Origin of the sequence: Streptomyces sp. NPDC051180, from assembly GCF_040689545.1 — a bacterium.
Lineage (GTDB): Bacteria > Actinomycetota > Actinomycetes > Streptomycetales > Streptomycetaceae > Streptomyces.
Window position 1 is genome coordinate 34,645 of the sequence record NZ_JBFBBC010000004.1, and the last position, 22,948, is coordinate 57,592.

Genomic DNA, 22,948 nt, shown 5'->3' on the forward strand with positions numbered 1-22,948 from the left:
GCGCCGGCCCCTTGAACGGCCCTTCACGGGGCCTGCGCCGGGGCCTTCACGCGGGCTCCGGCCCGTCCGGCGCGGGACGGCCGTAGCCTCCGCCACCCGGAGTGCGCAGGACCAGGACGTCGTCGGGGCCGACCTCGGTGGTGGCGGCTCCGCCCAGGTGCTCGACCGTGCCGTCGGCGCGTTCCACGAGGTTCTCGCCCAGGGCGCCGGGCTCGCCGCCGGCCATGCCGTACGGCGGGATCCTGCGGTGGCCCGTGAGCAGGGCGACCGTCATCGGCTCCAGGAAGCGGAGGCGCCGCTCGACGCCGTGGCCGCCGTGCCACCTGCCGCGCCCGCCGCCGTCCTCCCGTACCGCGAAGGAGTCGACCCGGACGGGGTGGCGCCACTCCAGGATCTCGGGGTCGGTGAGCCGGGAGTTGGTCATGTGGGTCTGGACGGCGTCGGCGCCGTCGAAGCCGTCGCCCGCGCCGGAGCCGCTGGCGACGGTCTCGTAGTACTGCACGCGCGCGTTGCCGAAGGTGACGTTGTTCATGGTGCCGGAGCCCTCCGCCTGGACGCCGAGGGCCGCGTACAGCGCGCCGGTGACCGCCTGGGACGTCTCGACGTTCCCGGCGACGGTGGCGGCCGGGTGGGAGGGGGCGAGCATCGAACCGGGCGGGACGAGGATCTCCAGGGGCTCCAGGCAGCCGCTGTTGAGCGGGATGTCCTCGTCCACGAGGGTGCGGAAGACGTACAGGACGGCGGCCGTGACGACGGCCGTGGGGGCGTTGGCGTTGCCGGGCAGCTGGGCGGAGGTGCCGGAGAAGTCGAGGACGGCGGAGCGGCGTTCGCGGTCGACCCGGACGGCGACCTGGATGAACGCGCCGCCGTCGGTCTCGTAGCGGTACGTGCCGTCGGCGAGGCGGGCGACGAGGCGGCGGACGGACTCCTCGGCGTTGGCGCGGACGTGCCGCATGTAGGCCCGGACGACGTCGAGGCCGAACTCGTCGACGGTCCGGTGCAGTTCCTCGACGCCCTTCTCGTTGGCGGCGATCTGGGCGCGGAGGTCGGCGAGGTTGGTGTCGGGATCGCGGGAGGGGTGGCGGGCGCCGGTGAGCAGGTCCCTGGTCTCGGCCTCGCGCAGCCGGCCGTCCCGGACGAGCAGCCACCCGTCGAAGAGGACGCCTTCCTCCTCGACGGTCGTGCTGAAGGCCGGCATGGAGCCGGGGGTGATGCCGCCGATCTCCGCATGGTGGCCCCGGGAGGCGACGAGGAAGCGGAGTTCGTCGCCGGTGTCGTCGAAGACCGGTGTCACGACGGTGACGTCGGGGAGGTGGGTGCCGCCGTGGTACGGGTCGTTGACCGCGTACACATCACCGGGGCGCAGGTCGTCCCCGCGCCTGCGGAGGAGTTCCTTGATGGACTCGCCCATGGAGCCGAGGTGGACGGGGATGTGGGGGGCGTTGGCGATGAGGTTGCCCTCGGCGTCGAAGAGCGCGCAGGAGAAGTCGAGGCGCTCCTTGATGTTGACCGACTGGGCGGTGTTCTCCAGGCGGACGCCCATCTGCTCGGCGATGGCCATGAAGAGGTTGTTGAAGACCTCCAGGAGGACGGGGTCGACGTCCGTTCCGGCGGCCACGCGCGTGGGGCGCGGGGTGACCCGGCGCAGCAGCAGGTGGCCGTCGTCGGTGGCGGTGGCGCGCCAGCCGGTGTCGACGACCGTCGTGGCGTCGGCCTCCGCGAGAAGTGCGGGGCCGTCGACGCCGTCGCCGGGCCGGAGCTCCTCGCGGCGGTGGAGCGGGGCGTCGTGGGGTGTGCCTCCGCTGTGCATCCGCACGGTGGCGCGGGGGGTGAGGGGCCCGGTCCGGGCGGTCGTGCCGAGGACGACCGGGCCGTGCGGGCCGGCGGTGCCGACGGCCTCCACGGAGACGGCCTCCACGACGAGGGGCCGGTCCAGGATGAAGGCGTACCGCGCCCGGTGGGTCGCCGTGAACGCGGCTCTCATCGCGTCGGAGTCCGCGAGGTCGACCTGGAGGCTCGCGTCCGTCCCGGCGTACCGCAGGAGCACGCGCGCGTGCGTGGTGATCGCCTCGTCGGGCACTCCGTCGGTCCGCAGCTCCTGCCGGGTCCGGTCGGCGAGTTCGGCGCAGAGCCCGGCCACGCGCGCGGGGGTGCCCGCCCCGTCGAGGGGCGCCTCGACCGACTGTTCCCGCATGGCGGTGGCGTCGGCGAGCCCGATGCCGTAGGCGGAGAGCACCCCGGCGAGCGGGGGGACCAGGACGGTGTCGATGCCCAGGGCGTCGGCGACGGCGCAGGCGTGCTGGCCGCCGGCGCCGCCGAAGCTGGTGAGGGCGTAGCGGGTCACGTCGTGGCCGCGCTGGACGGAGATCTTCTTGACGGCGTTGGCCATGTTCAGGACGGCGATCTCCAGGAAACCGGCGGCGACCTCCTCGGGGGTGCGCCCGTCGCCGACGTCCTCGGCGAGGGCCGTGAACCGCCGTCGTACGACGTCGGCGTCCAGGGGCCGGTCCCCGGTGTCGCCGAACACGGCCGGGAAGTGGGCGGGCTGGACCCGGCCGAGCATGACGTTGGCGTCGGTGACGGTGAGAGGGCCGCCGCGGCGGTAGCAGGCGGGCCCGGGATCGGCGCCGGCCGAGTCGGGGCCGACCCGGTAGCGGCGGCCGTCGTAGTGGAGGACGGAGCCACCGCCGGCCGCGACGGTGTGGATGCTCATCATGGGGGCCCGCATGCGCACCCCCGCGACCTGGGTGCCGAGTTCGCGCTCGAAGGCGCCGGCGTAGTGCGAGACGTCGGTGGAGGTGCCGCCCATGTCGAACCCGATGACCCGGTCGTACCCCGCGGCGGCGGACGTACGGACCATGCCGACCACGCCGGCCGCCGGTCCGGACAGGACGGCGTCCTTGCCGCGGAAGTGGGCCGCTTCGCGCAGGCCGCCGTTGGACTGCATGAACATGAGCCGGATCCCGGCGAGTTCGCGGGCGACGCCGTCGACGTACCGGCGCAGCACCGGCGAGAGATAGGCGTCGACGACGGTGGTGTCCCCGCGCGGGATCAGTTTGATGAGCGGGCTGACCTCGTGCGAGCAGCTGACCTGGGTGAAGCCGGAGGCGCGGGCGGCGGCCGCGACGCGGGTCTCGTGGTCGGGGTGGCGGTAGCCGTGCAGGAGGACGACGGCGGCGGAGCGGAAGCCGTCGCGGTGCGCGGCGGCGAGGGCCTCGGCGACGGCCGGCTCGTCCAGCGGGCGGACGAGCCGGCCGTGGGCGTCGACCCGTTCGGGAACCTCGATCACGCGCGCGTACACCGGCTCGGGGAGCACGATGCGGCGGTCGAACAGCCGGGGCCTGTTCTGGTAGGCGATGCGCAGGGCGTCGCGGAAGCCCTCGGTGACGAGGAGGACCGTCGGTTCGCCGCGCCGCTCCAGGAGGGCGTTGGTGGCGACGGTGGTGCCCATCTTCACGACCGCGATCCGGTCGGCGGGGACGGGCTCGCCGGGCTCCAGGCCGAGGAGGAGGCGGATCCCGGCGACGGCGGCGTCCTCGGGCCGCGCCGGATCGTGGGAGAGCAGCTTGCGGGTGACGAGCCGGCCGTCGGGCCGCCGCCCGACGATGTCCGTGAAGGTGCCGCCCCGGTCGATCCAGAACTCCCAGCGCCCGTTCATCTCCCCATTGTGGCCGCGAGCGCGGCCGTGAGGGCGGCGTCCGCGCGCGCGTCGAGCGGTCCGGTGCCGGTCCCGTCGGCCCAGTGGCGCAGCTCGGCGCCCGCGAGCAGCAGGAGCTGCGGCAGCAGGTCGCGGCTGCGCCGCAGCACCCAGCCGGTGCCGGCGGTGGCGAGCCGGAACAGCACGTCGGCGCGGGTCGGCGGCGGTTCGACCGGGTCCCGCGCGGGAGGCGCGCCGTGGGCGAGGCCCCGGTCGGCCAGGAGCCGGTGGAACCCCCCGGCGACGGCCCGGTGACCGCGCTCGCCGGGGTGGAGCCGGTCGGCGCTCCACAGGGCCCGGTCCTCGGTCCACGCGGGACCGGCGAGGTGCAGGTGGACCGCCCCGTAGCGGTCGGAGAGGGCGTGCACGACGGCGTTCACGGAGCGCTGGCGGCGAGCCAGCGGGCGGGCCAGCGGCGGGGGCAGGCCGAGCATCCGGCCCGGGTCCGGGAGGCAGGCCGTCAGGAGTACGGCCCCGCAGGCGTCGAGGTCGGCGCAGACCCGGTCGAGCCGACGGGCCAGCAGGGCGATGTCGAAGGTGTGGCGCAGGGTGTCGTTGACTCCGACGACGACGGAGGCGAGGTGCGGCCGGAAGGCGAGGGCCCGGGGAGCCTGCGCACCCTCCACGTCGGAGCTGAGGGCGCCGCTGACGGCGAGGTTCAGGAACTCCGTCTCCCGTCCGCCGGCCGTGAGCCCGTCGGCCAGCAGCGCCGCCCAACCCCGCCACGCGCCGCCCACCCGGTCGCCGACGCCCTCGCTCAGCGAGTCGCCCAGGACGGCGAACCTGAGGGGCTCACCGGGACCGGGGGCCAGACCGGGACCGGGGCCGGGGCCGGGGCCGGGGCCGGGGCCGGGGCCGGGGCGTCGACCGGGAGCGGCGGACGCGGCGGACACCGGCCCCAAGCACCCGGCCGAGCCCGCTCCGGTCGGCACCGCCTGTGCCTCCCGCGCGGCAGGCACCGTCAGGCCCCCGACGCCCGCACCCGGCCCGATGCCCACTTCTGTCCCGACGCCCGCGCCCGACACGACGCCCGCGCCCGGCCCTTTGCCCGCGCGCAGCCCCGTCATCGGCGGGGCTCCGCGGAGCGGAGTGGGGCCGGCGCCCCGGCGGCGCCGTGGGCGTGGAGGAAGGCCGCGACGGAGCGGTCCCAGGAGAAGTGCTCGGCACGCGCGCGTGCCGAGCGGCGACGGACGGACTCGGGCTGCGCGAGGAGCCCCCGGACGGCGGCGGCGAAGGCGGCCGGGGTGTCGGCGGCCGAGGCCCCGGCGGTGCCGACGACCTCGGGCAGGGCGGAGGAGGCGCTGACCACGACCGGGGTCCCGCAGGCGAGGGCTTCGAGGGCGGAGAGGCCGAACGTCTCGGCGGGCCCGGGGGCCAGGCACACGTCGGCGGCCGCCTGGAGGTCCGCGAGGGCCTCGCGGTCGGCGACGTGGCCGAGGAACCGCACCGGGAGGCGCCGCTCGCGCGCCCGCCGCTCCAGGGCACCGCGCAGGGGCCCGTCGCCCGCCACGACGAGCGCCGCCGCGACCCCCGCGGCCCGCAGCTCCTCCAGGGCGTCCAGGGCCGTGCCGGGCCGCTTCTCGACGGAGAGGCGCGAGCAGAGCAGGAGGAGCACGCGCTCCCCTTCCGCGTACCGGGCGCGGAGCACGGTGCTGCGGCGGCCGGGGCGGCAGAGTTCCAGGTCCACGCCGAGCGGGGCGCGGACGACGTTGCGGGCGCCGATCCGCACGAACTCCCGTTCCGCCCACTCCGTGGTGCAGACGATCCTCGCGAAGGCCCAGGCCGTGCGGCGGTTGAGGCGGTCCGCCGCGCGGGCGGCGAGCGCGGGCGGCACGCCCCAGGTGCGGAGCACCCCGTCCGCCGTCTCGTGGGAGACCATCACCGCCGGTACGCGGGCGCGTCGCGCCCATTCGCCCGTCCATCGCAGGGTCGTGCGGTCCGAGACCTCGATCCGGTCGGGGGCGAGCTCGTCGAGGAGCCGGCTCACCCGGCGCCGGTCGGCGAGCACCCGGTAGCCGCCGGTGCCGGGCAGGACGGGTCCGGGGAGCGTGACGACCCGGCCCTGCGCGGTGTTCCGGTCGCTCGCGACGTCTCCGGGGACGACGAGGACCGGCTCGTGGCCGGCCGCCAGATACCCGCGGCCGAGTCGGTCGAGTGCGGTGCGCAGCCCCCCGGAGGTGGGCGTGACGAAGTTGGCGAGGCGCACGATCCGCAGCCCCTCCTGGGCCCGCCCGGCGCCCGCGGCGGCACCCGTCCCGTCCGCCGCCGGCGCCGTCGTCCGCACACCGTGTTCCGTGCCGGCGCCGCTCATGCCGCCACCGCCGTCCGCTCGCGCAGGACCTCCCGGTAGTGACCGATCAGCTCGTCGCCGAGAACCTCCCAGGTGCGGCCCTCGACGGCGGTCCGGCCGCTGAGGGCGAAGGCGGCGCGGGTCCCGGGTGCGCAGGCGAGGCCGGCGACGGCGTCGGTGAGGGCGTCCGGGTCGCCCGGCGGCACGAGCAGTCCGGTCCGTCCGTGGTCGACCAGGTCCAGGGGGCCTCCTGCGGCCGGCGCGATCACCGGTACCCCGCTCGCCATGGCCTCCTGGACGGTCTGGCAGAACGTCTCGTACGGGCCGGTGTGGGCGAAGACGTCCAGCGAGGCGAAGATCCGGGCGAGGTCGTCGCCGGTGCGGCGGCCGAGGAAGCGGGCACCGGGGAGGGCGGAGCGCAGCGCCGGGGCGCTCGGCCCGTCGCCGACCACCACGACCCGCACGCCGGGGAGTGCGCACGCTCCGGCGAGCAGGTCCACGCGCTTCTCGGGGGCGAGGCGGCCGACGTAGCCGACGAGCAGTTCGCCGCCGGGGGCCAGTTCGCGGCGGAGGGCGGCGTCGCGCAGCCCGGGGCGGAAGCGGTCGGTGTCCACCCCGCGCCCCCAGAGCCTGATGCGTCCGATGCCGTGGTCCGCCAGGTCGCGCACGGCGGCGGAGGAGGGGGCGAGCGTGCGGTCGGCGGCGCCGTGCACGGCGCGGAGGCGGCGCCAGGCGGTGCCCTCACCCGTCCCCACGTACGTGCGCGCGTAGCCGGCGAGGTCGGTCTGGTAGACGGCCACGGCGGGGATGCCGAGCCGGGCGGCGGCCGTCATCCCGCGCACGCCGAGGACGAACGGCCCGGCGAGGTGGACGATGTCGGCACGGTGCGCCGCGATGGCGGCGGCGACCCTGCGGCTGGGCAGGGCGACCCGGACCTGCGGGTAGCCGGGCAGGGGCAGTGAGGGCACCCGTACGACGGCGCAGGGGGCGTCGGCGTCCGCGGCCGGATCGGCGACGGCGGGGGCGATGACGAGCGGGGAGTGTCCCCGCCGGACGAGGTGGCGCGCGGTCTGCAGGGCGCAGTGCGCCACTCCGTTGACGTCGGGAGGGAAGGATTCGGTGACGATGACGACACGCATACGGGTGTTGTCGTCGCGCTCGGCGTGTACCCGCCGACGTCGATCTGGACGGCGGGGGAACGGCCCGTGAGCGTTTCGCCGCGCGGGCACCGGCGGACGCGTCACGCCCTTCCGGACACCCTCGGGCCCCGAACATCGGACGACGGATCGACGGGTTCCGGGCGAACGGAGAGCCCACGGGACCGCAGCGGTCGCCGGGCTCCGGGAGGCCCGGGCGCCGGGCGCGCACGAGCCGGAGCGGCGTCCCGGCGACGGGCGCGCGGGACGTCGGGCGCCCGGACACCCGGGGCGGGGCCACGGTCGGCGGGGTCTCCGCCGCAGGCCGCGCCGCGCCGGGGTCCGGGCTGCGGGACGGGTGGGTCCCAGACCTGGGGAGGGGTCAGGTCTGGAGCGGGTCAGACCTGGAGGTCGGGCCCTATCCGGTTGCGTACCGCGGTCTGCACCTCGGCCTCCTCGGCCGGGTCCGCGGCGAGGCGGCGGAGGCGCTCGGCGACGCGCACGTCACCGGTCTCGGCGTGCTGGGCCGCGACCTCGCGCGTGGTCTCCTCGCAGTCCCAGAGGCACTCGACGGCGAAGCCGGTCGCGAAGGTGGGGTCGGTGGCCGCGAGTGCCCGGGCCGTGCGGCCGCGCAGCTGGGAGGAGGCCGTCTCCCGGTAGACGTGGCGCAGCACGGGGGCCGCGCAGGCGATTCCGAGGCGTCCGGCCCCGTCGACGAGGACGGCGAGCTCGGGGGCGTCGGGGCCGGCGGTGCGGATGGTCTCGCGCAGGGCGCCGAGGACGAGGGGGGCGTCCTGGGCGGTGCCGCGGCAGGCGAGGGTCTCGGCGGCGGCGACGCCCAGGGCGTCGGTGCGCCGGACCCAGGCGCGGGCGCGGGCGACCGCGTCCTCGCCGCACATCCGCCGGTAGGCGGCGACGGCGGTGTCGGCGACCGCGGCGGAGTCGCCGTCGACGGCGGCCTCGACGAGGTCGAGCACGGCGGGGTCCCTCGTCGCGGCGAGGTGGTGCAGGGCGGCGCCCCGCGCCCCGTCGGCGCCACTGCGGGCGGCGGCGAGGATCTCGGGCCGGTCCTCGGGGCCGGCTACGGCGGCGAGGCAGCGGGCGGCGGGGCCGGAGAGCTCGGCACCGCGCTCGTGGCCTTCCTGGGCCCAGTCCAGGACGGCCCGGACGCTCCAGCCGGGTCGGGGCCCGGCGGGACTCATCTGGCGCTGCCAGCGGTCGAAGGAGCCCTGTTCGCGGGCGGCCCTGACCCGGGCGGCGACGGCCTCGCGCCGGTCCTCGGCCCAGAGTCGCCAGGGGCGGGGCTCGAAGGCGTCCCGCACGGTGGCGGCCAGCTCGGCGTCGCCCTCCGGGTCGGCCGGGAAGCGGGCCAGGACGGGCAGGGCGAGCGCGCGCAGTCCAGCGTCGTCGTCGCGGAGCGCCAGCTCGTCCAGGGCCCAGGCCCAGTTCGTGCCGGTCGCGGCGTAGCGGCGGAGCAGCAGCAGGGCGTCCTGGCGTCCGTAGGAGGCGAGGTGCCCGAGGACGGCGAGCGCGAGCCCGGTCCTGGAATCGTCGGTGTCGAGGTGGTCCTCGGCGCCGAAGAGGTGCGCCTCGATCTCCTCGAGACCTCCGTGGAGGTCGAGGTAGAGCCGGGCGTAGTAGAGGGAGCGGTTCTCGACCTGCCAGTCGTGGCGGGGGTCGTCGAGAACGCAGTGGTTGAGGGCCGCGACGGCCTCGGCACGTGGCGCGGCGAGCGCGTGCAGGGTGCCGTCGCCGCGGCCCCGCTGCAGCAGGCCGAGCAGGGTGCCGCTCGGCGCTATGACTGGATCGAACATGGGAGGACGCCTCACATCAAGCTGTCGACACGACCGGGGGATACCGGGATGACCCGGGTCAGGCTGTACATCTGTGTACGCCTAGGCCGTGCGGCAACATGTCGGGCCGCTCGTCGTCCTGCGCTTGCCAGTGATCATCTTCCTCTGCCTCTCGTCGGTGGCCCGATTTGCCGGGCCCGACGTCATGATGACCCACCCATTTCGCAGCCGCGACCACATTTACGATGCCGCTCTCACCTGGGGTTCAGCGCCCGTTCACCGGGATCCGAAGAGCTCCAGGAGATCTGCCTTGCCGAACATGCGGGCCGTGTCGGCGGCGGACGGAGTCCCCGCCTCCGGATTTGCGCCGCCGTCGAGCAGCGCGCGGACGACGGCGTCCTCGCCCTTGAAGACGGCACCGGCCAGCGGGGTCTGGCCGCGGTCGTTCGCGCGGTCGGCGTCGGCGCCGCGCTCCAGGAGGGCGGAGACCGCGGCGGCGTGGCCGTGGTAGGCGGCGAGCATGACGAGGGAGTCGCCCTTGTCGTTCGTGAGGTTCGCGGGCACGCCCGCGTCCACGTAGGCGGCGAGGGCGTCGGCGTCACCGGTGCGGGCGAGGTCGAAGACCTTGGTCGCCAGCTCGATGACCTCGGGGTCCGGAGTCTCGCTCATCGGTGGGTGCCGCCTCTCGTGCCGTGCCGTCGCCCGCCGCCGAGGCGGGAGCGCCGGAGATCGCCGTCGCACGGCAAGCGCCGCCGTACGAGTGAATCGACAGGGTACTGCCCGTCCGCCGACATGACCTCGCCCGCCCACGGCAAAGATCACCGCAGTCCACGCCCGGGGGCCCGCCTCTAGCGCACCGCACGCATTTCGCCACCCGGCAGGGCGCCCGACGTCCGCCGGTGAAGTGAAAACACCAGTTTTTCACCCATATGCACCTTTAGTCACATAGATACTTGCCGTGAACCTGGAAGGACTCATGGTGACTGTCCCCTCAACCAGGAGAACACCCAATGATCCTGTCCATCTCAGGCGTGGTCCTGCTCGGCATCATCTGCTTCCTGTTCTTCAAGAAGGACGGGATGAAGGCATCGCACGCCCTCGTCAGCGCGCTGTTCGGCTTCTACCTCGCAGGCACCGCCATCGCCCCGAGCATCACGGCGGGCGGGCAGAGCCTCGCCGGCCTCCTGGGCGGGATCAAGTTCTGACGCCCTTCCGTCCCTTCCACCCTTCAGGAGTACTTCGTGGCCCGGCGACCACTCCCCCGCATTCTGAGCAGCGGCAGCGCACAGATCGCTCGTAGTCGAGAGATCGCGCGCACGGCCGCCGACAGCGCCACCGACGTGCTCCATCCACTGATCACGGTCACCCGTGGTCTGCGGAAGCTGGCCGCGACAGCGCGCGCCAAGTGGGCCGCGACCCCCAAGGAACGGCGTGGTCCCACGCTGCTCCTGGTCGCGGCCTGCGTCCTGGTCGTCGCCCTGATGCCGTACGGGCCGCTCCTCGCCCTCGTCACGCTCATGGGCGCGGCGGCGTGGAAGGGGCGCGAACGGCCGGTCGTCAAGACCGGCCCCGACGACGCCGAGATCGCCCGTCTCAAGGGCCTGTACGAGGCCCTGGTGCCGTACTTCTCCGTCCCCGAGGACCCCTCCCCGCTCTTCTCCCACGGCGGCGACTGGAGCGGCGCCTTCGGGGAGTTCTCCTTCGACGACGACGGGCGGCTCACCCGCCTGCGGATCGCCTACCCCCCTTACTTCACCGACGGCGAGCCGGCCGCACGCGCCCGCATCGAGCAGCTGCTGCACGCCAAGTCGGGACGCGGCCGCGAGTACCGCTTCGACTGGGACGAGGAGGGCAACCGGCTCGTCATGAGTGTGCTGCCCGCCCTGCCCACCACCATCGCCGCCCAGCGGTTCGTCACCGTGCCGGGCGAGACGGTCCTCGGCTTCACCGACGCCGACGCCGTGCAGCGGACCGTGCCCGTGGTCGCCGCGGACGGCACCGAGGACGCGCCCGCCGTGGTCTGGCGCACGGGCCCCCGGTCCACCGAGCCGCACCTGCTGGTCGTGGGCCAGCCCGGCAGCGGCACCACCTCCCTGCTCCGCTCGATCGCCCTCCAGGCCCTGCCCCACGGGGACGTGCTGATCGTCGAGGGCGCGGGCACCGGCGAGTACGCCTGCCTGACCGGCCGCGACGGAGTCCTCGCCGTCGAGTGCGGTCTCGCCGGCTCCCTGGCCAGCCTGGAGTGGGCGGCGCACGAGACGGAGCGGCGGCTCATCGCCGCGAACCGGGCCCGGCAGGCCGGCCACCCCGCGCCGGAGGACACCCGGCGTCCGCTGTGGATCCTGCTGGACCGGCCCAGCGTCCTCGGTCACCTGGCCGCCGCCGACGGCCGCCCCGACCCCCAGGAGCTGCTCCAGGTGCCCCTGCGGCACGGGCGCGCGGCGCACGTCACCGTCGTGGTGGCCGAGCAGTCGGACAGCACCGACTCCCTCGGCGAGGCCGTACGGACCCACACCAGGGCCCGGATCGTCCTGGGTCCCACGGGCCCCGAGCAGATCGCCGCCGTCCTGGGCGCCGCGCCGCACACCACGCCCACGCCCGACGTCCCGCCCGGCCGGGGCTACGCGCGCCTCGGCTCGGGTCCGGTGCTGCGGATCCAGGTGCCGGCGACGCCCGACCCGTACGACGACGGGACCAGCGAGGCCCAGCGCAAGGCGGTCCTCGACCTCCTCCCCGAGCGCAGCACGGCCGCCGTCACCCAGACGCTCCCGGCCGGAGCGCCCGAGCCGGCTCCGGCGCCCCGCACCGAGGCCGAGCCCGCCACCGCGCCGCTCGTCCGGCACGACCCCGGCCCGGCGCCCCTGCACGCGCCCGTCCCCGCGGAGGGCTGAGCACCCCGCTCGCGGACGCACGAGAGGCCGGTGAGGACCCCAGGGTCCTCACCGGCCTCTTCCGTGATCGTCGGTCACGCCACGAAGGACCGCGGCGACTCGGCGCCGCCGCCCGCGCCCGACTCGACCAGCCGGGCCGCGGCGGCCAGCCGGGCGGCGGCCTCGTCGGCGACCGGGCCGCCGACGGTGAAGGGCAGCCGGATGAACCCCTCGAAGGCGCCGTCGACACCGAAGCGGGGCCCGGACGGCACGCGCACGCCGACCCGCTCCCCCACCTCGGCGAGCCGGGAGCCGGAGAGCCCGCCGGTGCGGACCCAGAGGGTCAGACCTCCGCGCGGCACGGCGAACCGCCACTCGGGGAGCTCCCTGCGGATCGCGGCGACGAGCGCGTCGCGGTTCTCCCTGGCCTGCTCGCGGCGGAGGGTCACGGCCTGCTCCCAGCCGCCGGTCCGCATGAGCCAGTTCACGCCCAGCTGCTCCAGCACGGGGGTGCCGAGGTCGGCGTACGCGCGCGCGGCGACCAGCGAGCGGATGACGTCGGGCGCGGCCCTGACCCACCCGATCCGCATGCCCGCCCAGAACGCCTTGCTGGCGGAGCCGACGGTGAGGACCGTCGAACCGGCCGGGTCGAAGGCGCAGACCGGCCGGGGCATCTCCAGGTCGTCGTCCAGGTGGAGCTCGGTCATCGTCTCGTCCACGACGAGGACGGTGCCGGCCGAGCGGGCCGCCTCCACCAGCTGTCGCCGCTGGTCCTCGTCGGCCAGGGCGCCGGTCGGGTTGTGGAAGTCGGCGACGACGTACGCGAGGCGGGGGGCGGCGTCGCGCAGGACCTGGCGCCAGCGGCCCAGGTCCCAGCTGCCGAGGCCCTCGGACATGGCGACGGGCACGAGCCGGGCGCCGGCCTCGCGCATCAGCTGGAGGATGTTGGCGTACGAGGGCGACTCGACGGCGATCCGCTCGCCGCGGCCCGCGAAGAGGTGGCAGATGGCGTCGATGGCCCCCATGGCGCCGGTCGTCACCATGATCTGCTCGGGCATGGTCGGGATGCCGCGGGCCGTGTAGCGGTCGGCGAGCATCTGCCGCAGCGTGGGCAGCCCGGCCGGGTAGTCCCCGTGCGTGTGGGCGTACGGCGGAAGCTCCTCCAGAGCGCCCTGGACGCCCCGGGTCAGCCAGGGCTCGGGCGCGGGCAGGGCCGCGCAGCCGAGGTCGATCATCGAGCCGAGGGCCTCCGGGGGCAGCGGTTCGAGGCCGCGTGCGGGCAGCGGGTTGCCCGCCGGGACGGCGGTCCAGCTGCCGGCGCCGCGGCGGGACTCCAGGAAGCCCTCGGTGCGGAGCGCCTCGTACGCGGCGGCCACGGTCGTACGGCTGACGGTGAGGGCGACGGCGAGTTCCCGCTCGGCGGGCAGCCGGGCGGCGACCGGGACGCGGCCCTCCAGGACGAGCAGGCGGATACCGTCGGCCAGGGCGCGGTAGGCGGGCGGCTTGCGGGCGCCGGGACCGGCGGGCCGCGGCTGCTGCGCCTGGAGCTGCCGGGCGAGCTGGGCCGGCCCCACGGCCGAAGTCCACTGAGCCATCGAAATCAGTCCACCTTCACCGAATTGGCCATGGTTGGCACCCTTGCCCCCGCCACAGAGTGTCATGAGTCAGTCCACTACCACCACCCAGGGGGCAGTCCCTTGTCCATCGCCTCCGGCCTCCGCGGCCGGCACCTCACCCGCCGGCTCGCCCAGCTGTACGTCGGGCTGACGCTGTACGGGGTGAGCTCCGCACTGCTCGTGCGCAGCGGCCTCGGCCTGGAGCCCTGGGGCGTCCTCCACCAGGGCCTCGCCGAGAAGTCCGGGCTGACCATCGGGGTGGTGTCGATCGTCGTCGGCGCGGTGGTGCTGCTGCTGTGGATCCCGATCCGCCAGCGGCCGGGGCTGGGCACGGTCTCCAACGTCTTCGTGATCGGCCTGGCCATGGACGGCACCCTGGCGCTGGTCGGGGACGTCCACGGGACGGCCGGGCGGATCGCGCTGCTCGTGCTGGGCATCCTGCTGAACGGCGTGGCGACCGGTCTGTACATCGCGGCCCGCTTCGGCCCGGGCCCGCGCGACGGCCTGATGACCGGTCTCCACCGGCTGACCGGCCGCTCGATCCGGCTGGTGCGGACGGCGATCGAGGTCGCCGTGGTCGCGACCGGCTTCCTGCTCGGCGGCTCGGTCGGCGTCGGCACGGTGCTGTACGCGCTGGCGATCGGGCCGCTCGCCCAGTTCTTCCTGCGCTGGTTCGCCGTCCCCGAGGAGGGGCCCGACGGCTCCGGAACCTCCCGGGGAGCGGGCTCCGCTCCCTCTCAGGACGCCCCGGAGCCGGACGCCGGCCCCGCCGCGGTCGCCCCGGGGACACCGGGACAGGCCATACTGCGGCGGTGACTCGCGTACGCCACCCCTATCTCGACCACCCCTCCCCCCTCGCGTTCGCCCATCGCGGCGGAACGGCGAACGGGCTGGAGAACACCGCGGCCGCCTTCCGCCTGGCCGCCGCGGCGGGCTACCGGTACTTCGAGACCGATGTGCACACGACGGCCGACGGCGCCCTCGTGGCCTTCCACGACTCGACCCTCGACCGGGTCACGGACGGCTCCGGCCGCATCCGCGACCTGCCGTGGGACGCGGTGCGCGAGGCCCGGGTGGCGGGCACGGAGCCGCTGCCGCTCTTCGCCGACCTCCTGGAGGAGTTCCCGGAGGCCCGCTGGAACATCGACCTCAAGGTCGAGTCGGCCCTCGTGCCGCTGGTGGAGCTGATCCGCCGGACCGATGCCTGGGACCGGGTCTGCGTGGGGTCCTTCACCGAGGCCCGGGTGGCCCGGGCGCAGCGCCTGGCAGGCCCCCGGCTGGCCACCTCCTACGGCGTGCGCGGGGTGATCGGGCTGCGGCTTCGCTCCCTCGGCATCCCGGCGGCGCTGCGCGCCGGCGCCGTCGCGGCCCAGGTGCCGGAGCGGCAGGGCGGCGTCCCGGTGGTCGACCGGCGCTTCGTCCGGGAGGCGCACGCGCGCGGGCTCCAGGTCCACGTGTGGACCGTGAACGATCCGGAGCGCATGAACTCTCTCCTCGACCTGGGAGTCGATGGCATCATGACCGATCGACTGGAGACGCTGCGTTCGGTGATGACCGAGCGGGGTGCGTGGGTCTGAGCCCGCGGTCCCCGTGACACGGGGACGGCTCACGGGACGAACGAGGGGGCGCGGCCGTGACCGCATCGACCACCGAGCCGGAGGAGTACGCCGCCGGCCCCGCCGAGCGGCGGCGCGAGCAGCGGGGCTGGTATTTCTACGACTTCGCCTGCTCGGTGTACTCGACGAGCGTGCTCACCGTGTTCCTCGGCCCGTACCTGACCTCGGTCGCGCGCGCCGCCGCCGACGCCGAGGGCTTCGTGCACCCGCTCGGGATACCGGTGCGGGCGGGCTCGCTCTTCGCGTACGCCGTGTCGGCGTCGATCGTGGTCGCGGTCCTGGTGATGCCCCTGGTGGGCGCGGTCGCCGACCGGACGGGCCGCAAGAAGCCGCTCCTCGCGGCGGCGGCGTACCTGGGGGCGGCCGCCACGGCGGGGATGTTCTTCCTGGCGGGCGACCGCTATCTGCTGGGCGCGTTCCTGCTGATCGTGGCGAACGCCTCGCTGTCCGTCTCGATGGTGCTCTACAACGCCTACCTGCCGCAGATCGCGGAGCCGGACGAGCGGGACACGGTCTCCTCGCGCGGCTGGGCCTTCGGATACACCTCCGGCGCGCTGGTCCTGGTCCTGAACCTGGTCCTCTACCAGGGCCACGACTCCTTCGGCCTGACGGAGGGCGAGGCGGTCCGGATCTGCCTGGCCTCGGCGGGCGTCTGGTGGGGCGCCTTCGCGATCGTGCCGCTGCGCCGCCTGCGCGACCGGCAGCTGGGCGCGGAGGGCCGGGGCGGGGCCGCCGAGGGCGGGGTGGGCAGCGGCTGGCGCCAGCTGAGGGCGACCCTCAAGGACATGCGCCGCCATCCGCTGACGCTTTCGTTCCTGCTGGCGTACCTGATCTACAACGACGGCGTCCAGACGGTGATCTCCCAGGCGTCCCTGTTCGGCTCCGAGGAGCTGGGGCTCGACCAGACGACGCTCATCACGGCGGTCCTGCTGGTCCAGGTTCTCGCGGTGGCGGGTGCGCTCGGCATGGGGCGACTCGCCCGGACGTACGGCGCCAAGCGGACGATTCTCGCGTCGCTCGCGGTGTGGACGCTGATCCTGGTGGCCGGGTACTTCCTGCCCGCCGACGCGCCCGTGTTCTTCTTCTTCCTCGCGGCCGCGATCGGCCTGGTGCTGGGCGGGAGCCAGGCCCTGTCCCGCTCGCTGTTCTCGCATCTGGTGCCGCGGGGCAAGGAGGCGGAGTACTTCTCGGCGTACGAGATGAGCGACCGGGGGCTCAGCTGGCTCGGCCCGCTGGTGTTCGGTCTCGCGTATCAGCTGACCGGAAGCTACCGGGATGCCATCATCTCCCTGGTGATCTTCTTCGTGGTCGGCTTCGCCCTGCTCGCCCGGGTCCCGGTGCGGCGGGCGGTGGAGGCCGCGGGAAACCCGATTCCGGACCGCATTTAGACGTGGGATCGAAAGGGCGGTAGTGTACGCGTTTGGCCTGCCAGGCGGACCGTTACTGCGTGCTGCTTTAGTGAAGACACTCGGTCACATCTGCCGTCAGATGTGACAAAACGGGCACTGGTGGGTACAACAAGGGGCGGCACGACGGGCGACGCATGACCCGGCACGGGAATCTTTACCGCCGACCGGACGTTGACCGGATAACGACGACAGCGACACCTGTCCTGTGGGCGACAAGCCCGGGAGGCACGATTCATGAGTGAGCGAGCTCTTCGCGGCACGCGCCTCGTGGTGACGAGCTACGAGACCGACCGCGGCATCGATCTGGCCCCGCGCCAGGCGGTGGAGTACGCATGCGAGAAGGGACATCGCTTTGAGATGCCCTTCTCGGTCGAGGCGGAGATTCCGCCGGAGTGGGAATGCAAGGTCTGCGGAATCCAGGCTCTCCTGGTGGACGGGGACGGACCTGAGGAGAAGAAGGGCAAGCCTGCGCGTACGCACTGGGACATGCTCATGGAGCGCCGTACGCGCGAGGAGCTGGAGGAGGTCCTCGCCGAGAGGCTGGCCGTCCTGCGCTCCGGCGCGATGAACATCGCCGTGCATCCGCGCGACAGCCGCAAGTCGGCCTAGCGGGGCGAACGGCAGGACAACGCCGCGGGGCCCGGTACACGATCCGTGTACCGGGCCCCGCGGCGTTTCGCGTGCCCGCGCCTCACCGGCGGCGCACCGCCTGCCGGTGCCCCTCCCGGGGGAAACACGTCCGCCCCCGGGAGGGCTCCCGGGGGCGGATCGGAATCGGAGTTCAGGGCGCCGCGTTCAGGGGAGCAGGGGCGGACGGGGCTCGTCGGCCCGTCGGGGGCCCTGGGACGCGTCCTCGCGGATGACCTCGCCCTGCACGACCTTTCCGTCGGGCCGGTGGATACGCGCCTGCTGGAAGGCGTCCTGGAGGCTGCCGGCCGGGGCGGCGCTCATCCGGCGCTCGACCGCCTTCTCGGCGGCCCGGCCGAGGAGGGAGCGGACCTGCGGGATCAGCAGGAGCAGACCGGCCGCGTCCGAGATCAGTCCGGGGATCATCAGCAGCAGGCCGCCCAGCATCAGGAAGCCGTTGCGGTCCTCCGCGGCGGCCCGCTCGGGCGCCGGCGGCACCGCGCCCGTCTGCGCGGCGGCCTGGGCCTGCTGGAAGGTCGAGCCGAGGTTGCGGAAGGCCCGCCGGCCCGCCCTCTTCACGACGGCGGCACCGAGCACGGCGCCGCCGACGAGCAGGAGGAGGACGGTCAGTCCGCCCGCCGCGTTCGCCACCACCGTGAGGAGCCAGATCTCCAGGACCAGCCAGGCGGCGACGCCGAGCGGCAGAAGAGTACGCGCGCGTGAGCGCTTCGGGGCGAGGGGAGGCGGTGCGCCGGTCGTCATGGTCCCCAGTGTGCCTGGCGCCCCGCCGGAACGTCGTAAAGGAAGGATCAGTCCGCGCGCGACGGGGCCGGAGGCCGGGGAGGAGTCAGGAGGGCTTGCGGCCGAGGAGCTTGCCGACCTTCTCCGCGCGGGCGGTCAGGCCCCAGCCGGTGACCCGCCAGAGCGCCTCGACGACGATGTTCCGGCTCATCTTGGAGTCGCCGATCTCGCGCTCGACGAAGGTGATCGGGACCTCGACGACGTGGAAGCCGGCGGCGACCGCGCGCCGGGCGAGGTCGACCTGGAAGCAGTAGCCGGCCGAGGCCACGTCGTCCAGGCCGAGGCCCTCCAGGGTCTCCTTGCGGAAGGCCCGGTAGCCGCCGGTGACGTCGCGGATCGGCACGTCGAGCATGACGCGCGAGTAGAGGCTGCCGCCGCGCGAGATGAACTCGCGGGACTTCGGCCAGTTCACGATCCGGCCGCCCGGCACCCAGCGGGAGCCGAGGACGAGGTCGGCGCCCTTGAGGGCGGTGAGCAGCCGCGGCAGCTCCTCGGGCTGGTGGGAGCCGTCGGCGTCCATCTCGACGAGGACGCCGTAGCCCTGCTCGATGCCCCACCGGAAGCCGGCCAGGTAGGCGGCGCCGAGCCCCTCCTTGCCCTTGCGGTGCAGGACGTGCACGTGATCGTCCTCGGACGCGATCTCGTCCGCGAACTTGCCCGTGCCGTCAGGGCTGTTGTCGTCGGCGACGAGAATGTGCGCCTCGGGTACGGCTTCCCGCACCCGCGCGACGATCGGCTTGATGTTCTCCGCCTCGTTGTAGGTCGGAATGATCACCAATGCCTTGCCGAGCGGGCCGTAACGCCTCTGGCCACCGTCGTTCACTACTGCCCCTTCGGATACAAACGCAGGACCCCACCATAGCGAGGTCCCGGGAGTGCTCCGCCGCGGCGGGTGGTGAGGGGCGGCCGACGTGCGGTGCGGGGCCGGTCGTCCTTCGGTCCGACCTGGGATCCGCTGGCTGCGGGTCGACCGAGAGCCGTTGTCTACTGAACGTCCGGGCCCCACCCGGGTCGCACCTTCCGCCGGGGAAACCTTCCCTCGCGGCCGAGGCGCGGGAGGCGCTCGGCGTCTGCGGGGCGGTTGCGACCGGTCGGACGTCCTGTGGTGGACGCGGAGAACCTACCCGCCGGTGACCGGCGACTGTCAACACCCGCTTGACCTGCCCGTACTCCGCAAAGGCGCAGGCCGGAGGGGAAGATCCGCAGGTCGGGGACAAGCGTACGGAGCAGGTGTCGAGGGCCTGAAATGTCCCTACATCACTCGTTCGGCCGTACGAAGACCGCCTGCCCGTGCACCACCGTCCGCAGGCAGACCGGCAGCTCGGCGCCGGGCGACAGGTCGGGCAGACCGGGCGTACCGGACCTGGGGTCGGTGGACCAGCGGGCGACCCGGTCGTCGGGCGCCTGGACGAGGAGTTCGCCGGTGCGCCACACCGCGTAGTCGGCGGGGGCGCCGGGCACGAGCGTGCCCGCGTCGTCCCGGCCGACCGCGCGCCAGCCGCCCCGGGTGTGGGCGGTGAAGGCGGCCCGGACGGAGATCCGGTGCTCGGCCGTGCGGTGGAACGCGGCGGCCCTGACCGTGCCCCAGGGGTCGAGCGGCGTGACCGGACTGTCGGAGCCGAAGGCCAGCGGCACACCGGCCCGCAGCAGGGCCGCGTACGGGTTCAGGGAGCGGGCCCGTTCGACCCCGAGGCGGTCGGCGTACATGCCCTCGTCGCCGCCCCACAGCGCGTCGAAGGCCGGCTGGACGGAGGCCGTCAGACCCAGCTCGGCGAAGGCCGCGACCGTCTCCGGCGTGAGCATCTCGACGTGCTCGACGCGGTGCCGGGCCGCCCTGATCCGCGCCAGGCCGAGCTTCTCGGCGGCTGCCCGGACGCCCTCCACGACCGCGGTCACGGCGGCGTCCCCGATGGCGTGGAAGCCGGCCTGGAGCCCCGCCTCGGTGCAGGCCACGACGTGCAGGGCGACGGTGGTCGCGTCCAGGTGCGCGGCGCCGGTGTGCGCGGCGTCCGCGTGGTCGGCGTACGGCTCGTGGAGGCAGGCGGTGTGGGAGCCGAGCGAGCCGTCGGCGAACAGGTCGCCGGCCGCGCCCAGGGCGCCGAGGGCGCGCGCCCGGTCGACGTCGAGATCGGCCCAGTAGCCGACGACCCGGGGGCCGGCCTCGTCGCGGGCCAGGTCGAGAAGGCCGGTGAAGTCGTCCTCGGAGGAGATCTGCGGGCCGCCGCACTCGTGGAGGGTGCCGATGCCGAGGGAGGCGGCGCGGCTCCGGGCGGCGCGCTGCGCCTCGGTGCGCTGGAGCGGGGAGACGGCACCGAAGGCGGCGGCACGCACGGCGTGGTGCGCGTCACCGGTGAGCGGCCGCTGCCCGTCGTGGAAGCCGTCCAGGTCACGGATGCCGGGGACGAGGTCGAGGAGGGCGGTGGTGACGACGGCCGAATGGACGTCAATGCGGGTCAGGTAGAGCGGCCGGCCGCCGGTGAGGCCGTCGAGTTCGGCCCGGGTGAGCGGGCGCCGCTCGGGCCAGCGCGAGGCGTCCCAGCCGTGGCCGATGAGGATGCGGTCGTCCGGGCGGGCGGCGGCGTGGGCCCGGATCAGCTCCGCCGCGTCGTCGAGCGAGGCGGCGGCGGACAGGTCGAGGCCGGTGAGGGCGAACCCGGTGGCCGTGGTGTGCACGTGCGCGTCGACGAAGGCCGGGGTGACGAGCGCGCCCTCCAGGTCGACCACCTCGTCCACGCCGGTGGCGAAGGCGTCGGCGGCGCCCTCCGAGCCCACCCAGGCGACGTGCCCGCGCTCCACCACCATGGCGGTGGCGAAGGGGTCGGCGGGGCTGTGGACTTCTCCACCGCGCAGCAGCACGGTGCGGTGTTCGACGGCAGACGCGGTGTCACTCATGCGACCAGGCTAGGACCTGCCGGGACCCGGTTTGTCCGGCAGGTCCCCTCCGGGCGGTCGGGCGCGCCTCAGATGCGCGGCGGCCTGGCCTCGTACGGGGTGGACAGGACGACGGTCGTCCGGCTGGAGACGCCGGCCTGGGAGCGGATGCGGCTGAGCAGGTGCTCCAGCTCCAGCGGGGTGGCGACCCGGACCTTGAGGATGTAGTTCTCGTCGCCCGCGACGCTGTGGCACGCCTCGATCTCGGGGATGTCCGCGAGCCGGTCCGGGGTGTCGTCGGGGGCGCTGGGGTCGAAGGGTTTGACCGAGATGAAGGCGGTGAGGGGAAGTCCCACGGCCTCCGGGTCGACAACGGCGGCATAGCCGCGGATGACACCCCGCTGCTCCAGGCGGCGGACGCGCTGATGCACCGCCGACGTGGACAGGCCGGTGGCCTTGCCCAGGTCGGTGTAGCTCATGCGCCCGTCCTTGACGAGCAACTCGACGATCTGACGATCCAGCTCCTCCATGCGGTGACCCTATGGCCCCGGCAGAGGCGGGGCACAGCCGGGGTCGGCCCGTATGCGGTGCTATGGGCGGTCACGGGGCACCTGCGACGGGCATGTGACGAACGCCACAGGTTTGCGGGCTGCCTCGGCCGGCGCCTCACGGTTATGCGGAGTTCCGCATGGGAAGTGCTTGCTGTGGTCGAGGCCGCACAGATCCGGCCGCCACCCGAGGGGGAGATCTCCATGCAGGAGCCTGTTGATTCGGTCGACACGTCCGACGAGCTCGACGCGTACGACACCTTTGAGATGTTCCGGGTCGTCTGCCCGGAGTGCGTGCAGCCGATCGCGCTGCTCGCGGACGAGGACGCGCTGCCGGAGCACGCGCTCTGCCCGACGCCGTGGAACCCCTTCGTCCTGACGGTGTGCCCCGGCACGGGTCTCCCGGCGTCCGCGGCGAGCCCCGCCGACGACAGCCTGGAGGTGCAGGAGCAGGACACCGCCCTGCTCCTGACGCTCCCCCAGGGTCTCGACTGGCGGACGCAGCCCTTCTCGCACGTCGGCGGTCCGGGCTCGCGTCCGATCCGGGTGCCGCAGATGCGGCGCGCGGCCTGAGCCCGTCGTCTACCAGTAGCTTCCGCGCACCATCGCCGCGAGCGTGGCGTGGTGCAGGATCAGCCGGTCCGGGTCCCCGTCGACCTCGACCTCACCGAAGTGGGCCTGGCGGTACGCGATCCTGAGCATCACGATGGCGTGCCGCAGCGCCGCGTAGAGGGTGTGGAACTCCATGTCCCTCGGGGCGTGCCCGGTCAGTTCGGCGTAGCGCCGTTCGACGGCGTCGCGCCGCAGGAAGCCGGGCAGGCCGGGCTGGCCGAAGCCGACCGTGAGGTCCTGGAAGAAGCGGTGCAGGTAGACCGTCCAGCCGAGGTCGACCTCGCGCGGGACGCAGCCCGCCATCTCCCAGTCGAGGACGGCGGCGGGCGTGAACCCGTCGTAGACGATGTTCCCGATGCGGGCGTCGCCCCAGCCGAGGACGGCCTCGCCCTCGTCGGCGGGCCAGTGCTCCTCCAGCCACGCGAAGGCCGACTCGATGAGCGGTGACGGCGCGACCCCGTCCACCACCCAGGTGTAGTAGGCGCGTTGGGCGTCGACGTGCCGGCGCAGCGGGGTGCCGGCCCCGTCGGGCAGCAGGAACTCGGCCTCCTTCGCGGGGAACTGGTCGTGCAGCCGGGCCAGGACGGCGACGGATTCCGCCTCCAGATGCGCGCGTTCGGCGTCGGTGGCGGCGTGCAGCCAGTTCCCCTCGTAGGTGTAGGGCATGACGTCCGGCGGCACCCGGCCCTCGGCGCGGGCCATCACGAAGAAGGGGGCGCCGAGCGGTTCGGGGTCCTCTTCCAGCCAGAGCACGCGGGGCACGGGGACGTCGGTGTGCTCGCCGACCAGCCGCATGACCCGGTGCTGACGGGCCATGTCGTAGACGGGGAAGACGGTGTACGCGGCGGGGTCGGCGGCCAGCCTCAGGGCGCACCCGCGCACCGGCGCGTCCGGGTGGTCGAGGTCGAAGAGGAGCGTCTCGCTCGACATGCCGTTGGAGCCGGGCACGCCGAGCCCCGAGATCCGGGCGCCGGGCAGGTGCCGGTCCAGCCAGACGGTGAGCCGGCGGCCGAGCTCCTCGGGGTCGCGGGTGGTGGTGCGGGGGCGGGGTGTCGAGGTCAA

19 protein-coding genes are annotated in these 22,948 nt (G+C 74.5%); 7 read left to right on the forward strand and 12 right to left on the reverse strand.

The window, feature by feature from the left end:
- Positions 1 to 46 precede the first annotated feature (46 nt).
- The 6 genes from AB0424_RS09210 to AB0424_RS09235 all read right to left on the reverse strand — a co-directional run bounded on the left by AB0424_RS09210 (position 47) and on the right by AB0424_RS09235 (position 9,585).
- Positions 47 to 3,658, reverse strand: a complete 3,612-nt coding sequence (locus AB0424_RS09210; protein WP_366303442.1) for a hydantoinase B/oxoprolinase family protein — start codon at positions 3,656 to 3,658, stop codon at positions 47 to 49.
- The gene (locus tag AB0424_RS09215; protein WP_366304130.1) at positions 3,655 to 4,509 is read right to left on the reverse strand and encodes an SGNH/GDSL hydrolase family protein; all 855 of its coding nucleotides are present in this window, start codon (positions 4,507 to 4,509) and stop codon (positions 3,655 to 3,657) included. The genes AB0424_RS09210 and AB0424_RS09215 overlap by 4 nt, the downstream gene beginning before the upstream one ends.
- Before the next feature lie 251 nt (positions 4,510 to 4,760).
- Positions 4,761 to 6,008 (reverse strand): glycosyltransferase, encoded by a 1,248-nt coding sequence (locus tag AB0424_RS09220; protein ID WP_366303444.1) that lies wholly within the window; start codon positions 6,006 to 6,008, stop codon positions 4,761 to 4,763.
- A complete protein-coding gene (locus AB0424_RS09225; protein ID WP_366303446.1) occupies positions 6,005 to 7,126 on the reverse strand; it encodes a glycosyltransferase family 1 protein in 1,122 nt (373 codons plus the stop codon). The genes AB0424_RS09220 and AB0424_RS09225 overlap by 4 nt, the downstream gene beginning before the upstream one ends.
- 395 nt (positions 7,127 to 7,521) lie before the next feature.
- On the reverse strand, positions 7,522 to 8,937 hold the full coding sequence (locus AB0424_RS09230) for a HEAT repeat domain-containing protein (RefSeq protein ID WP_366303447.1): 1,416 nt from the start codon (positions 8,935 to 8,937) through the stop codon (positions 7,522 to 7,524).
- A 255-nt stretch (positions 8,938 to 9,192) separates the two neighbouring features.
- Positions 9,193 to 9,585, reverse strand: coding sequence for an ankyrin repeat domain-containing protein (locus AB0424_RS09235; RefSeq protein ID WP_366303449.1), 393 nt, complete (start codon positions 9,583 to 9,585; stop codon positions 9,193 to 9,195).
- A 341-nt stretch (positions 9,586 to 9,926) separates the two neighbouring features.
- Here AB0424_RS09235 and AB0424_RS09240 point away from each other — a divergent pair, with 341 nt between their 5' ends.
- Entirely contained in the window at positions 9,927 to 10,121 is a 195-nt protein-coding gene (locus AB0424_RS09240; RefSeq protein ID WP_015032212.1) for a hypothetical protein, read from the forward strand.
- 36 nt (positions 10,122 to 10,157) lie between these two features.
- Positions 10,158 to 11,807: a hypothetical protein gene (locus AB0424_RS09245; protein WP_366303451.1), complete on the forward strand. Its 1,650-nt coding sequence runs from the start codon at positions 10,158 to 10,160 to the stop codon at positions 11,805 to 11,807.
- 74 nt (positions 11,808 to 11,881) lie between these two features.
- Here AB0424_RS09245 and AB0424_RS09250 read toward each other — a convergent pair whose 3' ends face one another.
- The gene (locus tag AB0424_RS09250) at positions 11,882 to 13,381 is read right to left on the reverse strand and encodes a PLP-dependent aminotransferase family protein (protein WP_366303453.1); all 1,500 of its coding nucleotides are present in this window, start codon (positions 13,379 to 13,381) and stop codon (positions 11,882 to 11,884) included.
- Between the two features lie 102 nt (positions 13,382 to 13,483).
- Between AB0424_RS09250 and AB0424_RS09255 the strand changes: the two genes are divergently transcribed.
- From AB0424_RS09255 to AB0424_RS09270, 4 genes are all read left to right on the forward strand, one after another.
- Entirely contained in the window at positions 13,484 to 14,218 is a 735-nt protein-coding gene (locus AB0424_RS09255; protein ID WP_366303455.1) for a hypothetical protein, read from the forward strand.
- On the forward strand, positions 14,215 to 14,979 hold the full coding sequence (locus AB0424_RS09260) for a glycerophosphodiester phosphodiesterase (protein ID WP_366303457.1): 765 nt from the start codon (positions 14,215 to 14,217) through the stop codon (positions 14,977 to 14,979). The genes AB0424_RS09255 and AB0424_RS09260 overlap by 4 nt, the downstream gene beginning before the upstream one ends.
- Positions 14,980 to 15,035: 56 nt before the next feature.
- On the forward strand, positions 15,036 to 16,406 hold the full coding sequence (locus AB0424_RS09265; RefSeq protein WP_366303459.1) for an MFS transporter: 1,371 nt from the start codon (positions 15,036 to 15,038) through the stop codon (positions 16,404 to 16,406).
- Positions 16,407 to 16,661: 255 nt separating this feature from the next.
- A complete protein-coding gene (locus tag AB0424_RS09270) occupies positions 16,662 to 17,036 on the forward strand; it encodes an RNA polymerase-binding protein RbpA (RefSeq protein WP_015032218.1) in 375 nt (124 codons plus the stop codon).
- A 186-nt stretch (positions 17,037 to 17,222) separates the two neighbouring features.
- On the opposite strand, the gene fxsA is transcribed toward AB0424_RS09270, so the two are convergent.
- From fxsA to AB0424_RS09290, 4 genes are all read right to left on the reverse strand, one after another.
- Complete coding sequence (fxsA, locus tag AB0424_RS09275; protein WP_366303461.1) at positions 17,223 to 17,816, reverse strand: FxsA family membrane protein; 594 nt, start codon at positions 17,814 to 17,816, stop codon at positions 17,223 to 17,225.
- Positions 17,817 to 17,901: 85 nt separating this feature from the next.
- On the reverse strand, positions 17,902 to 18,678 hold the full coding sequence (locus tag AB0424_RS09280; RefSeq protein ID WP_366303463.1) for a polyprenol monophosphomannose synthase: 777 nt from the start codon (positions 18,676 to 18,678) through the stop codon (positions 17,902 to 17,904).
- A 434-nt stretch (positions 18,679 to 19,112) separates the two neighbouring features.
- Complete coding sequence (locus AB0424_RS09285) at positions 19,113 to 20,747, reverse strand: amidohydrolase (protein WP_366303465.1); 1,635 nt, start codon at positions 20,745 to 20,747, stop codon at positions 19,113 to 19,115.
- Positions 20,748 to 20,815: 68 nt separating this feature from the next.
- Positions 20,816 to 21,256: an Lrp/AsnC family transcriptional regulator gene (locus tag AB0424_RS09290; RefSeq protein ID WP_017242178.1), complete on the reverse strand. Its 441-nt coding sequence runs from the start codon at positions 21,254 to 21,256 to the stop codon at positions 20,816 to 20,818.
- A 222-nt stretch (positions 21,257 to 21,478) separates the two neighbouring features.
- Here AB0424_RS09290 and AB0424_RS09295 point away from each other — a divergent pair, with 222 nt between their 5' ends.
- Complete coding sequence (locus AB0424_RS09295; RefSeq protein WP_366303467.1) at positions 21,479 to 21,847, forward strand: hypothetical protein; 369 nt, start codon at positions 21,479 to 21,481, stop codon at positions 21,845 to 21,847.
- A gap of 9 nt (positions 21,848 to 21,856) precedes the next feature.
- Here AB0424_RS09295 and AB0424_RS09300 read toward each other — a convergent pair whose 3' ends face one another.
- Entirely contained in the window at positions 21,857 to 22,948 is a 1,092-nt protein-coding gene (locus AB0424_RS09300; RefSeq protein WP_366303469.1) for a phosphotransferase family protein, read from the reverse strand.